The following is a 12925-nucleotide window of genomic DNA, read 5'->3' on the forward strand; positions in this document are numbered from 1 at the left end:
GGCCAGGAACAGCGCTGGCATCACGCGGCGGTGCCCAGGTGGCGGGTCATCACTTCGTGCAGCTGGCGCGGCGTCACCGGCTTGAAGGCGAGGCCGAGGCCGAGGCCCTCGGCGTCCTGCTGCCACTCGCGCCCGGCCTCGCCGCTCAGGATGATGCCGGGCACCGCGGCGCCGACCGCCTCGCGGATGCGCCGCACCGCCTCGGTGCCGGTGCGCCCCTCGCGCAGGCGGTAGTCGGCGACGACGATGTCCGGCGTCCGCCCGTCCGCCTTCAGGCGCTTCAGCGCGTCGTCGGCGGAGGCGGCGATCATCGTGTCGTACCCCCACTCGCGCAGGATCGTCTGCAAACCCAGCAGCACGATGACGTCGTCGTCCACCAGCAGCGCCAGCCGGCCGAGGCCGCTGGCCCTGGGCAGCGGTGCCGCCTCCGCCACCGGCGCCGCCCTCTGGCCCAGCGGCACCCGGATGGAGAACACCGAACCGCGGCCCGGCGCCGCGCGCACCTCCACAGGGTGTTGCAGCAGCCCGGACAGGCGCTTGACGATGGACAGCCCGAGGCCAAGGCCGCGCGCGCGGTCGCGCGCCGGGTTGCCGATCTGGTGGAACTCCTCGAAGATTTGCTCGCGCTGGTCGGGCGGGATGCCGATGCCGCTGTCGTGGATCTCGATCAGGACGTGGCCGGATGTCACGTGGCATTCCAGCCGGACGAAGCCGGATTCGGTGTAGCGGATGGCGTTCTCGATCAGGTTGCGCACCATGCGGCCCAGCAGGTTGCGGTCGCTGCGCACGGGGGTGTCGCAGGATATCGCCATCTCGAACGTCAGCCCCTTGACCGCCGCCAGCGGCGTGTAGGAGGCGCCGATGTGGTTGAGCACCGGGCCGATGGAGAAGTCCTCGATGGTCGGCGTGACGACGCCGGCGTCCAGGCGCGACACGTCGAGCAGGCTGTCCAGCAGGCCCCTCAGCGTGTCCATGCCGCGCTCCAGCATGGTCAGCGCCTCGCGGCCCCGGCTGCTGTCCACGTGGCCGTGCAGCGCCGAGGCGAAGAAGACCATGGACTGCATGGGCTGGCGCAGATCGTGGCTGGCCGCCGCCAGGAACTTGGTCTTCGACAGGTTGGCGCGCTCGGCCTCCTCCTTGGCGGTGCGCAGCGCCTCCTCGACCTCCTTGCGCCGGGTGATGTCGATGTGCAGCCCGGCGAGGTTGCGCGGCGTGCCGTCGGCGGCGTAGGCGGCCCGGCCGAGGGTCTCCACCCAGCGTACGCCACCGTCGGGATGAACGATGCGGTATTCCATGTGGTGGTCGAGACTGTGCGTCTCGAAACCGTGCAGCCGCTCGGCGAGCACCCGCTCGCGGTCGTCGGGGTGCAGCACGGACTTCCAGCTCTCCACCGAGGACGGGTGCTGCTTCGGGTCGAGGCCGAAGATGCGGTAGGTCGCCTCCGACCACCTCGACCGTCCGGTCCGCAGGTCGGCGTCGAAGGTGCCGGCGTGGGCGGATTGCAGCGCCAGCATCAGGCGGTCCTGCAAGCGGGTGAAGCGCCGCACGCCCCAGAGCGCCGCCAGCACCGTCATCAGCAGCACGCTGGCGAACAGCGCCAGCGACCGCATGAGCGCGGCGTTGACCGGCCGCATGGCTTCGTCCTTGTCGAGCGCCGCGGAGATCAGCAGGCCCGGCACCCCGGATTCGGTGGTGGAATAGGCGATCACCCGCGGCACGCCGTCGAGGCTGATCGCCTCGATGATGGCGTGCTGGCTGCCTTTCAGCATGAAGGAGAAACGCTCCGGCAGCGGCCCGCCGACCAGACCGGGGATGTGCGGTGTGCGGACCAGCACCGTGCCGCTGCGGTCGGCGATCAGCACGGCTGCGCTGTTCGGCATCGGCTTGCGGGTCAGGTAATCCTCCAGCCAGCCGATGTCGAGCAGCGCGGTGATCACCCCCACGGTGTGTCCGCCGGGGTCCTGGAAAGGCAGGCCGAAGGGCAGGATCGGGCTGCCGGTCTGGCGGGCGAGGTCGTAGGTGCCGGCGGCGAAGCGCCCGGTGGCGAGCGCGCGGCGAACGTCCTCGCGGTCGCCGTTGGAGACGCCGATCCTCTGCCGGTCCGTCGAGCAGTGGACGACGCCGTCCAGGCCGGTGACCTCGATGGTCAGGTATGGTGGATAGCGCCGCTTCAGCCGGTCCAGGGCGGATTGGCAGCCGCTGCCCTGGAGTTCAGCGGCGCCGACCTCCGCCAGGGTGATCAGCGTGTGTTCGATGTCGTCGATCAGGCGCTGCTGCTCGGCCTCCACTGAGTCCAGCAGGCGCAGGGCGTCCTGGCGCACCTCCGCCTTGCGGGTTTCGCGCAGCACGATCTGCGAGCCGATCTCGAACGCCAGCAACGGCAACGCGACCAGCGGAAGCAGGAAGATCAGGCGGCGGCTGATGGGTATCCGGGGCATCGCGAACCTTCCGCGGGGTAGACTATCCCTCGGCTGGGCGGCGAAAAACCCTTATCGGGCGATGGGTTTGCGGGTGGCGCGTCCGCCCCCCTTCCGCACCCGTTCTCTCCATGCTATCCCCACACACCCGTTCACCATCAGCGGCATCCCGCCATGTCCGTCGCCGTCCGTTTCGCTCCGAGCCCGACCGGGTTGCTGCACGTGGGCAACGTGCGTCTGGCGCTGGTCAACTGGCTGTTCGCCCGCCGCCAAGGCGGCACTTTCCTGCTGCGTATGGACGACACCGACGAGGAACGCTCCAAGCCCGAGTACGCCCAGGGCATCGAGGCGGACCTGACGTGGCTCGGCCTGGGCTGGGACCGCTTCGCGCGGGAGAGCGACCGTTACGGCCGCTATGACGAGACGGCGGCGGCGCTGAAGGCCTCCGGGCGGCTGTACCCCTGCTATGAGACGGCGGAGGAACTATCGCTGAAGCGCGCCAGCCTGCTGTCGCAGGGCCGGCCGCCGCTCTACGACCGCTCGGCGCTGCGCCTGACCGACGCCGACCGCGCGCGGCAGGAGGGCGAGGGGCGCACGCCGCACTGGCGCTTCAAGCTGGAGCACACGCCCGTGGAATGGACCGACCTCGTGCGCGGGCCGGTGCATTTCGAGGGCGCGGCGCTGTCCGACCCGGTGCTGATCCGCGAGGACGGACGGCCGCTCTACACGCTGACCTCGGTGGTGGACGACGCCGACTTCGCCATCAGCCACGTCATCCGCGGCGAGGACCACGTCGCCAACACCGCCGTGCAGATCCAGATCTGGCAGGCGCTGGGCGCCGCGGTGCCGGTGTTCGCGCACCTGCCGTTGCTGACCGACGCGGGCGGGCAGGGGCTGTCGAAGCGCCTGGGCAGCCTGTCGGTCACCTCCTTGCGCGAGGAGGAGGGCATCCAGCCGATGGCGCTGGCCAGCCTGCTCGCCAAGCTCGGCACGTCGGACGCCATCGAGCCGCGCGTTGCGCTGGACGATCTGGTCGCCGAGTTCGCCATGGAGAAAGTCTCGCGCGCCACGCCGAAGTTCGATCTGGAAGAGTTGAAGCGCCTCAACGCGCGGCTGCTGCACATGACGCCGTTCGAGGCGGTGCGCGCCGATCTGGAGGCGCGCGGCTTCCACGGCGTCGATGCCGCGTTCTGGGAGGCGGTGCGGGCGAATGTGGAGACGCTTTCCGACGTCGGCGCGTGGTGGAGCGTGACGCACGCGCCCGTGGCGCCGGTGGTCGAGGACGCCGCCTTCACCCAGGCCGCCGCCGGCCTGCTGCCCGACGAGCCGTGGGACGCCGCCACCTGGGGGGCGTGGACCGCCGCGGTGAAGCAGGCGACCGGCCGCAAGGGAAAGGAGCTGTTCCACCCGCTGCGCCTCGCGCTGACCGGGCGCGAGCATGGACCGGAATTGAAGAACCTGTTACCCCTGATCGGCCGTGCGCGCGCCGTGCACCGGCTTCTCGGCCAAACCGCTTAAGAAGAGACCGCCTGAGGACGCCATGCCGCTCGATCTTTACAACACGCTGAACCGCCGCAAAGAGCGTTTCGAGCCGCTGTCGCCCGACAGCGTCGGCATGTACGTGTGCGGCCCCACGGTGTACGACACGGCGCACATCGGCAACGCCCGCCCGGTGGTGGTGTTCGACGTGCTGTACCGGTTGCTGAAGCGCCTGTACGCGTCGGTGACGTACGTCCGCAACATCACCGACGTGGACGACAAGATCATCGACCGCTCGCGCGAGTCCGGCGAGTCCATCGAGGCTCTGACCGAACGTACGGCCCGTCTGTACCACGAGGACATGGGGGCGCTGAACGCGCTCAGGCCCGACATCGAGCCGCGCGCCACGCACCACATCGGCCAGATGATCGCCATCATCCAGCGCCTGATCGACGCCGGCCACGCGTACGCCGCCGATGGGCACGTGCTGTTCTCCGTGCCGTCCATGCCGGAGTACGGGCAGCTCTCGCGCCGCTCCATCGACGAGCTGATCGCCGGGGCGCGGGTGGACGTGGCGCCGTACAAGCGCGACGCGCAGGACTTCGTGCTGTGGAAGCCGAGTGCGGCGGAGCAGCCGGGCTGGGACAGCCCGTGGGGCCGTGGCCGGCCGGGCTGGCACATCGAGTGCTCGGCCATGGCGCGGGAGCATCTGGGCGTCACCTTCGACATTCACGGCGGCGGCCTGGACCTGATCTTCCCGCACCACGAGAACGAGATCGCGCAGAGCCGCTGCGCCCACGACGGCGCGCATCTGGCGCGTTATTGGGTGCACAACGGCTTCGTCACGGTCGAGGGCGAGAAGATGTCCAAGTCCCTGGGCAACTTCTTCACCGTGCACGACTTGCTGGACGAGTTCCCCGGCGAGGCGATCCGCCTGACGCTGCTGAGCGCGCATTACCGCCAGCCGCTGGACTTCACCCGCGACGGGCTGAAGGCGGCGAAGGCGACGCTGGACCGCTGGTACGGCGCGCTGCGCGGCGACCCGGCGCCGCTCGACCAGGATTTGCCCTTCGACATGCTGGCGGCGCTGGAGGACGACCTCAACACTCCGCTCGCCATCTCCCACCTGCACGAGTTCGCCGGGGCGGTGAACAAGGCGGCGACGCCGGCCGCCAAGGCGATGGCGAAGGGTGGGTTGCTGGCCGCCGGCCGCGCGCTGGGCCTGCTGGAGCAGGACCCGGAGGCGTGGTTCCGCTGGGCGCCCAAGGGGGCGGCGGAACTCGCCGACGCCGACATTGAGCAACTGATCGCCGACCGCAAGGCGGCGCGGGGGGGCAAGAACTTCGCCGAGGCCGACCGCATCCGCAAGCACCTGCTCGACCAGGGCATCGTGCTGGAGGACGGTCCGCAGGGGACGACCTGGAAGCGGGGCTGACTTTCTCCTCCCACCCGTGTTAAGTCACGCACCGGGGCGCTCGCACCAGGCGGGTTTGCCCCGGTTTCGTTTTTACGCGCCCGCGTTCAGGCGGGTGGCATCGGAGGATTCCAGCCATGATCTGGCTCGCCGCCTACATCGGCAGTGTGCTTGCCATCAACTACGCCTTCAGCATCGCCCCGCACCTGGACCTCGTGTGGTCCTGCTGGGTCGGCCTGATCTTCGTGCTCCGCGACATGGTGCAGGTGCGCTACGGCCATGGGTCGCTGGCCGCCATGGCGGCGGGCATCGCGCTCTCTTACCTGCTGGCCGACCCGTTCGTCGCCGCCGCCAGCGTGTCCGCCTTCGCGGTGTCGGAGACCATCGATTGGGCGGTCTTCACCATCACCAGGCGCCCGCTGCGCGACCGCCTGTGGCTGAGCGCCGCGCTGTCGGTGCCGGTCGACACCGCGATCTTCTTCGGCATGATCGGCGTGTGGTCGCCGACCGTGTGGACGGCCAGCGTCGCCTCCAAGCTGGCCGGCGTGTCGGTGGTGTGGTTGCTGATGCGCGCCCGTGAGGGGCGTGCCCTGGCGACCGCCTAAACACTTCGGGACGCGCCGCGCACGTCCGGCCAGGGGCGCGTCCCGACCACCGCGGACGAGGCGACGATGCACGCCGCGGCGGCCGGCAGCAGGAAGCGCCCGGTTCCCAGGTGCGCCATCGCCCAGCCGGCCAGCATCGGCCCGGCGCAGCTTCCCAAGGCGCTCAGCAGCAGGAACAGCCCGTTGGCGGCCAGCCGCTCGTCGGCGGTCACCGCGTCGTTCACGCAGCCGGACCCCAGGGGGTACAGAGTGAAGCCCGCCGCCCCCAGCAGCGCCCCGCCCATGCCGAGCATCAGCAGATCGCCTTCCGGCACCAGTGCCAGCACCACCGTCGCCCCGGCGGTGGCCGCAAGAGCGGATGTGAGCCAGCGCTCGCGGTGGCCGTGGTCGGCGCCGCGTCCGACCGGGCCCAGCACCGCCATGCCGCCCAGCATGGCCGCCGCCATGAACGGCCCCGACGCGAAGGCGCCGCCGCCCACCGCCGCCGCGTAGAGCGGCCCCAGCCCGTAGAACGCCCCGAGCAACAGCCCGCCGCTGAAGCTGCTGGCGTAGGCCGCCGGTGCCCGCGCCAGCAATTGCGGCCATGGCGTGCGGCGGCCGGTCTTCGGTGCCGGGGCTGCCGCCCGGAGCAGCGGCAGCGCGCCCAGCAGCGGCAATGGCAGCGTGGCGAGCATCCACACCGCCCCGTCCGGCCCGGCCAGCCCAGCCATGGACGAGCCCACCGCCTGGGCGGCGTAGAAGGCCATGAGGTAAGCGCCCATCAGCCGCCCGCGGCTGGCGGTGTCGGCGAGGTCGTTGAGCCGGCTTTCCACCAGCACGAAATACCCGGACACACAGATCCCCGAGGCGAAGCGCAACGCCATCCAACTCGCCAACCCGTTCGCCGCGACCAGCCCGGCGGTGGTCAGCGCGATGCCCAGCGCGAACAGCAGCGCCGCCCGCGCGGAGCCCAGCGCCGCGATGATCCGCCCGGTGGCCGGCGCGCCGACCACGAACCCCGCGAAGTGCGCCGAGGCGACCCCGGCCGCCGCCCCGGTGCCGCCGGCGGCGAGCGGCAGGAGCGTCGCGGTGAAGCCGGTGGACAGCACGACAGCCGCCACCGAGGCGAACAGCGGCAGCGCGGCGCGCGGCGCGGGGATGGGCATGGGACGCTCCGGTCGGGATCGAAACCGGTGCGTGTTGTAGCTCTGCGGTGTTTAGCGCGAATAAGCCATAAATGCGAAGAAGTTGGGGCGGGAATGGGACGTGGGCTGACCGCCTAAATCGTTCGTCGGATCGCCTCCGACCGGCCACTGCGGAAGGTTGGCGGCACTTGCTCCCGGCGCCGACTTGTCACGCTCCCGCCGGCGATTATGTGGATAGTCAGGCTTAATCACTCGGCGGAATGCCGCAACGGGGCTATCGATGTTCGCGCTGTTCCTGACGTTTCTGGCTTGGTACGCCTGCGGTATCGCCGGCTTCCTCTACTGGTGGAGCGAGGATTGCGAGGTGGACGGCATGGCATTGATCGATTCGCTCGCCTTCGGCATCATGGGGCCGCTGAACGTGCTGACCGGCTACCTCGTGCACCGGCTGATGAGCGACAAGGGAAAGGCCGAAGCGGAGGCCGATTGGAGGGACGTCACCGGCACTCGCCCGCACCGCTGAACGCTCGCTTGAGGGCCGGGCAGGGCGCCCGGAATTCCGGCGGGGATCAATTTGCGATTCCGCGTGTTTTGGTGAATGAGGTACCGCGGCGGAGCCGTTGCCGCCATGGAGGTGCCGCTGTTGCGTTGCGGGGTAACGACGATCACTGTGGAGTGACGACGCATGTGGGATTTGCTGTTGGCGATCGCCGCCTGGTACCTGTGCGGTGTGGCTGGTTTCCTCTACTGGTGGAACGGGGATTTCCGGGTCGACGCGCGGGTGCTCACCGACGCGCTGGGCTTTGGGCTGATGGGGCCGGTCACCGTCCTGGGAGGCTGGCTGATCCACCGGCTGATGCTGCTGGAGGACGAGCGCGACCTGAAGCCGATCCCCATCCGCATCGACGACGACCACCGCCGCCGCTGAATACGAAGAGCCGGATCAGCCGCAGGAATCGGTTGAGATAATCCGGCCCTTCCGCCATTCTTCTCGCCTTTTCGGCAAGGGCTGCTTGGCCCTTCGGCAGGGATTGGCGATGACCGGCGAACGGATCTACCTGTACGACACCACGCTGCGCGACGGAGCGCAGACCCAGGACGTGGACTTCGCGGTCGCCGACAAGATCGCCATCGCCAAGGATTTGGACCGGCTGGGCATCGACTATGTCGAGGGCGGCTGGCCGGGCGCCAACCCCACCGACGACCAGTTCTTCGCTGAAATGCCGGAACTGTCGCGCGCCACCTTCACCGCCTTCGGCATGACGCGCCGCCCCGGCCGCAGCGCCGCCAACGACCCCGGCCTGTCCGCGCTGTTCAATTCGCGCTGCCGTGCCGTGTGCATGGTCGGCAAGTCGTGGGACTTCCAGGTCGACGTGGCGCTGGGCATCCCGCGCGCCGAGAACCTGGAGCTGATCGCCGACAGCGTCGCCGCCGCCAAGGCCGCCAAGGGCGAGGCGCTGTTCGACGCCGAGCACTTCTTCGACGGCTACAAGCGCAATCCCGATTACGCCGTCCAGTGCATCAAAGCGGCGTACGACGCCGGTGCGCGCTGGATCGTGCTGTGCGACACCAACGGCGGCACGCTGCCCGACGAGATCGAGGCCATCGTCCGCGACGTGGTGGCGAAGCACGGCATCCCCGGCGAGCGCCTGGGCATCCATTGCCACAACGACACCGAGAACGCGGTCGCCAACTCGCTGGCCGCGGTGCGCGCCGGGGCGCGCATGGTCCAGGGCACCATCAACGGGTTGGGCGAGCGCTGCGGCAACGCCAACCTCGTCTCGCTGATCCCGACGCTGATGCTGAAGATGGGCTTCGAGACCGGCATCGGCCGCGACGACCTGCCACTGCTGACCGAGGTCAGCCGGAACCTGGACGAGTGCCTGAACCGTGCGCCCAACCGGCACGCGCCCTACGTCGGTTCCTCGGCGTTCGCGCACAAGGGCGGGCTGCACGTCTCGGCCATCGAGAAGGACCCGGCGTGCTATGAGCACGTGCCGCCGGAAACGGTGGGCAACCGGCGGCAGATCGTCGTGTCGGACCAGGCCGGCCGCTCCAACATCCTGGCGCGCCTGCGCGAGGCCGGCATCGACATCGACGCCAAGGACCCGCGGCTGCCGCGCCTCCTCGACCTCGTCAAACAGCGCGATACCGAGGGCTACGCCTACGACACCGCCGAGGCGAGCTTCGAGCTGCTGGTGCGCGGCGAGCTGAAACAGTTGCCCAACTACTTCGAACTGCTGCGCTTCCACGTGACGGACGAGCGCCGCTACAACGCGGTGGGCAAGCTGGTGGTGGAGTCGGAGGCGGTGGTGCGCGTGCGCGTCGGCGCCGACGTGCATCTGCACGTGGCCGAGGGCAACGGCCCGGTGAACGCGCTCGACCACGCCATGCGCAAGGCGCTGGAGGGCTGCTATCCCGAACTGAAGGGCGTCAAGCTGGTGGACTACCGCGTGCGTATCCTCGCCGCCAGCGCCGCGTCGGCCGCCATGCCGCGCGTGCTGATCCGCAGCCAGAACGGCGACGGCGTGGAGTGGTCGACGCTGGGCGTGTCCACCAACATCATCGAGGCGTCGATGGAGGCGCTGGTGGACAGCTACACCTACAAGCTGTTCAAGGCCGGCGTGCCGCCGCGGAGCTGACCGGCGCTTTCCTCAAGAGTGTAGAGAATGACTTCCGGCAACGACCCGAAACGGCCGTCGATCCTGGGCGGCCCCACCATCATCCTCGTCGAGCCGCAGATGGGCGAGAACATCGGCGCCTGCGCCCGCGCCATGCTGAACTGCGGCCTGACCGAGATGCGTCTGGTGCGTCCGCGCGACGGCTGGCCCAACGAGAAGGCGCAGGCCAACGCGTCCGGCGCCGACCTCGTGCTGGACAACGCCACGCTGCACGCCAGCACGGCCGAGGCGGTGGCCGATTTGCAGGTGGTCTACGCCACCACCGTGCGCACCCGCGATATGATCCAGGAGTTCGTGACGCCCCGCGTCGCCGCCGAGCAGCTGCGCGCCCACCACACCGTCGGGCACAAGGTCGGCGTGATGTTCGGGCCGGAGCGCACCGGCCTGTTCAACGACGACCTGACCCTGGCCGAGAAGCTGATCACCGTGCCGCTCAACCCGGCGTTCAGCTCGCTCAATCTGGCGCAGGCGGTGCTGCTGATCGGCTACGAGTGGTTCCAGACCGGCGAGCTGCCGCCCGAACGCTTCCTGCACACCGGCCAGACCCGCCCGGCCACCAAGGCGGAGCTGCTGAACTTCTTCGAGCACATCGAGGACCAGTTGGAGCACAGCGGCTTCTTCACCTCGGCGGCGAAGCGCCCCTCCATCCAGCGCACCATCCGCAACGCGTTCGAGCGCATGCAGATGACCGAGCAGGAGGTCCGCACCTTCCACGGCATCCTCGCCAGCCTGACGGGCCGGCGGAAGGGCGACAAGTAAAGTTTCATAATGTTCATTTACACCGCGCATGCGCAGCTGACGATCGAGGAGCGTGCGCTGTCGCGGGCGTGGGTGGAACGAGCCGTGCTGGATCCCGACCGCACCGAGCCGGACCCCGGCGATCCGGCCGCCGTCCGGTCGTTCAAGCGGATACCCGAAGCTGGAAACCGGATCATCCGGGTTGTCCACCGCCCGCACGGTGCGGATATACTGGTGATCACGGCCTTTCTTGATCGAGGAGCCAAGCCATGAAGTCGCGCTACGACGCTGAGGCCGACGCGCTGTACGTGCGCTTCTCCGACGGCACCATCGAGGAATCGCAAGAGGTGGCGCCCGGCATCATCCTTGATTTCGACGATCAGCATCGAATCATCGCCCTTGAGGTGCTGAACGCGCGCGACAAGATGGCGGTCGGCGCCCTGTTGAACGCCGCAGAATGACGGGGCCTGCGCAAAGGCGATGCGTGGCCTCTCCGCCATAGAAACCGCTTGCGCGGTGCGCGGGGCTGGCCGACGCTGAGGGTCGCCATGCCTCCCATCCGCACCCCCGCCCCCTCGCCCTCAGGCAGTTTCGAATATCGGTTGCAGCGCACCCCGGTCGGGGTGGTGATGCTGGACCTCGGGCGCCGCATCATGGCGGTGAACGCGGTGGCGGGGCGGCTGCTGAGGCTGAAGGGCGCCAATCCGCTGGGCGCCGACATCCTCGATTTTCATCCCCCGGCCGCGCGGGCCAAGGTGCGCTGGCTGATCGACGCAGCGGAGAACGCCACCGACGGCACCGCCGGCATGGTGGTGACCACGCCCATGGGCAGTCTGGTGGCGAAGGTCACGCTGCTGGGCGACCAGGGCTTCTGCATGATGTTCCACGCCCTGGGCGAGTCGGCCATGGGCGAGGGCGAGCCCGCCGGGCGCCCGCATCTGCTGAAGCTGCCGGTGCTGCGCGGCGGCGCCACGGTGCTGGTGGATATCGCCGAGGTGGTGTGCCTGACCGCCCAGGGGCACTACGCTGAGGCGCTGACCCTGGCCGGCACCCATCTCTGCCCACTGCCCCTGGCCGAGCTGGAAAAGCGGGTCGATCCGCTGACGTTCGTGCGGGTCCACCGGCGGCATCTGGTGAATTTGCGCCATGTGCGCGCCGCCGAACGCCTGGACGGCCGCTGGACACTTGCACTGTCCGGCGACCACGGCCCCCGCATCCCCGTCGGCCGCGACAAGGTGGAGCTGGTGCGCCGGTTGCTGGCGGTTTGACCGCCGTTCATGCGCCAATGATGCCGTTCATGCAGCGCCGGCGCGCTTGGGGTGCGGCCGGTTGAGCATCGGCGGCGTGGGTGCGACCCTGTGCGGGTTCCGTGTTCCACAGGTGCCATGATGAGCCAGCTCGCCCGTTACACCAGCTTCGCCAGCATCGACTTCGAGGCCAACATGCGCGTGGTGCTGGATCACCTGCGCCGCTACATCGACGACCCGGAGAAGAGCAACGCGTTCTGGGAACGCTTCAAGCAGCGCCTGGCGAAGGCCGAAAGCGACCGGGTGCCGGTGGCGGACAAGCTGCTGCTGATGCACTCCCACGTCTACTACATGGTCGAGCTGTTCGAGGACCATGACGACGAGGAGGCCCTGGCCGCGCTGAAGAAGCTGGAGGTGGAGTGCTTCTGAGCGCGTCCGGCGATTTGCGGGTTTGACAATGGGGGCGCGATCCGTATAGTGCGCGCCTTCACTTCCTGGGAAGGCGGGCGTGGCTGAGTGTCTGCGCCCCGTCCCCGGTCCGTAAGGGCCGGTGGAACTACCGGGACAAAACCAACTCGCGAAAAACGAGGACGAGTTATGAGCAAGCGTCAAGAGTCCAAGTACAAGATCGACCGCCGTCTCGGCGTCAACCTCTGGGGCCGTTCCAAGAGCCCGATCAACCGTCGTGAGTATGGCCCCGGCCAGCACGGCCAGCGCCGCAAGAAGCCGTCCGACTACGGCCTGCAGCTGATGGCCAAGCAGAAGCTGAAGGGCTACTACGGCAACATCGGCGAGAAGCAGTTCCGCAAGATCTACCAGGAGGCCGTGCGCCGCAAGGGCGACACCGGCGAGAACCTGATCGGTCTGCTGGAGCGCCGCCTGGACGCCGTGGTCTACCGCATGAAGTTCGTGCCGACCCCGTTCGCCGCGCGCCAGTTCATCAACCACGGCCACATCACGGTCAACGGCGTCCGCGTCAACATCCCGTCCTTCCGCGTCAAGGACAACGATGTGATCGAGGTGAAGAGCAAGTCCAAGCAGATGGCGCTGGTCCTCGAGGCGGTCGCCTCGGGTGAGCGCGACATCCCCGAATACCTGGAAGTCGACACCGGTGCGCTGAAGGGCCGCTTCGTCCGCGCCCCGCTGCTGGCCGACGTGCCGTACCCGGTGCAGATGGAGCCGAATCTGGTCGTCGAGTTCTACTCGCGCTAAAGACCGGG

14 protein-coding genes are annotated in these 12925 nt (G+C 69.1%); 12 read left to right on the plus strand and 2 right to left on the minus strand.

What is annotated here, in order from left to right; genetic code table 11:
* Positions 1-20: 20 nt before the first annotated feature.
* On the minus strand, positions 21-2438 hold the full coding sequence (locus ACSVDD_RS11410; protein WP_448189469.1) for a hybrid sensor histidine kinase/response regulator: 2418 nt from the start codon (positions 2436-2438) through the stop codon (positions 21-23).
* Positions 2439-2591: 153 nt separating this feature from the next.
* On the opposite strand from ACSVDD_RS11410, the gene gltX reads away from it, so the two are divergent.
* The 3 genes from gltX (at position 2592) to ACSVDD_RS11425 (ending at position 5915) form a co-directional block, all read left to right on the plus strand.
* Entirely contained in the window at positions 2592-3935 is a 1344-nt protein-coding gene (gene gltX, locus ACSVDD_RS11415) for a glutamate--tRNA ligase (protein WP_448189470.1), read from the plus strand.
* A gap of 22 nt (positions 3936-3957) precedes the next feature.
* Positions 3958-5331, plus strand: a complete 1374-nt coding sequence (cysS, locus tag ACSVDD_RS11420) for a cysteine--tRNA ligase (protein ID WP_448189471.1) — start codon at positions 3958-3960, stop codon at positions 5329-5331.
* Positions 5332-5447: 116 nt separating this feature from the next.
* Positions 5448-5915: a preQ0 transporter gene (locus ACSVDD_RS11425; protein ID WP_448189472.1), complete on the plus strand. Its 468-nt coding sequence runs from the start codon at positions 5448-5450 to the stop codon at positions 5913-5915.
* Here ACSVDD_RS11425 and ACSVDD_RS11430 read toward each other — a convergent pair.
* Entirely contained in the window at positions 5912-7060 is a 1149-nt protein-coding gene (locus ACSVDD_RS11430) for an MFS transporter (RefSeq protein WP_448189473.1), read from the minus strand. The two genes, ACSVDD_RS11425 and ACSVDD_RS11430, sit on opposite strands and share 4 nt — an antisense overlap.
* Before the next feature lie 259 nt (positions 7061-7319).
* Here ACSVDD_RS11430 and ACSVDD_RS11435 point away from each other — a divergent pair, with 259 nt between their 5' ends.
* The 9 genes from ACSVDD_RS11435 to rpsD all read left to right on the plus strand — a co-directional run bounded on the left by ACSVDD_RS11435 (position 7320) and on the right by rpsD (position 12917).
* The gene (locus ACSVDD_RS11435; RefSeq protein ID WP_448189474.1) at positions 7320-7562 is read left to right on the plus strand and encodes a hypothetical protein; all 243 of its coding nucleotides are present in this window, start codon (positions 7320-7322) and stop codon (positions 7560-7562) included.
* 162 nt (positions 7563-7724) lie between these two features.
* The gene (locus ACSVDD_RS11440; RefSeq protein ID WP_448189475.1) at positions 7725-7967 is read left to right on the plus strand and encodes a hypothetical protein; all 243 of its coding nucleotides are present in this window, start codon (positions 7725-7727) and stop codon (positions 7965-7967) included.
* Positions 7968-8076: 109 nt separating this feature from the next.
* Positions 8077-9681, plus strand: a complete 1605-nt coding sequence (gene cimA, locus ACSVDD_RS11445; protein ID WP_448189476.1) for a citramalate synthase — start codon at positions 8077-8079, stop codon at positions 9679-9681.
* A gap of 27 nt (positions 9682-9708) precedes the next feature.
* On the plus strand, positions 9709-10479 hold the full coding sequence (locus ACSVDD_RS11450; RefSeq protein WP_448189477.1) for an RNA methyltransferase: 771 nt from the start codon (positions 9709-9711) through the stop codon (positions 10477-10479).
* A 9-nt stretch (positions 10480-10488) separates the two neighbouring features.
* Positions 10489-10731, plus strand: coding sequence for a DUF4258 domain-containing protein (locus ACSVDD_RS11455; protein WP_448189478.1), 243 nt, complete (start codon positions 10489-10491; stop codon positions 10729-10731).
* Entirely contained in the window at positions 10728-10919 is a 192-nt protein-coding gene (locus ACSVDD_RS11460; protein ID WP_448189479.1) for a DUF2283 domain-containing protein, read from the plus strand. The genes ACSVDD_RS11455 and ACSVDD_RS11460 overlap by 4 nt, the downstream gene beginning before the upstream one ends.
* An 87-nt stretch (positions 10920-11006) precedes the next feature.
* Entirely contained in the window at positions 11007-11726 is a 720-nt protein-coding gene (locus tag ACSVDD_RS11465; RefSeq protein ID WP_448189480.1) for a PAS domain-containing transcriptional regulator, read from the plus strand.
* Positions 11727-11846: 120 nt separating this feature from the next.
* Positions 11847-12134, plus strand: coding sequence for a N(2)-fixation sustaining protein CowN (gene cowN, locus ACSVDD_RS11470; RefSeq protein ID WP_448189481.1), 288 nt, complete (start codon positions 11847-11849; stop codon positions 12132-12134).
* Positions 12135-12302: 168 nt separating this feature from the next.
* Positions 12303-12917, plus strand: coding sequence for a 30S ribosomal protein S4 (rpsD, locus tag ACSVDD_RS11475; protein ID WP_448189482.1), 615 nt, complete (start codon positions 12303-12305; stop codon positions 12915-12917).
* The last annotated feature ends 8 nt before the right edge of the window (positions 12918-12925 follow it).

Source organism: Azospirillum terrae (assembly GCF_053470425.1).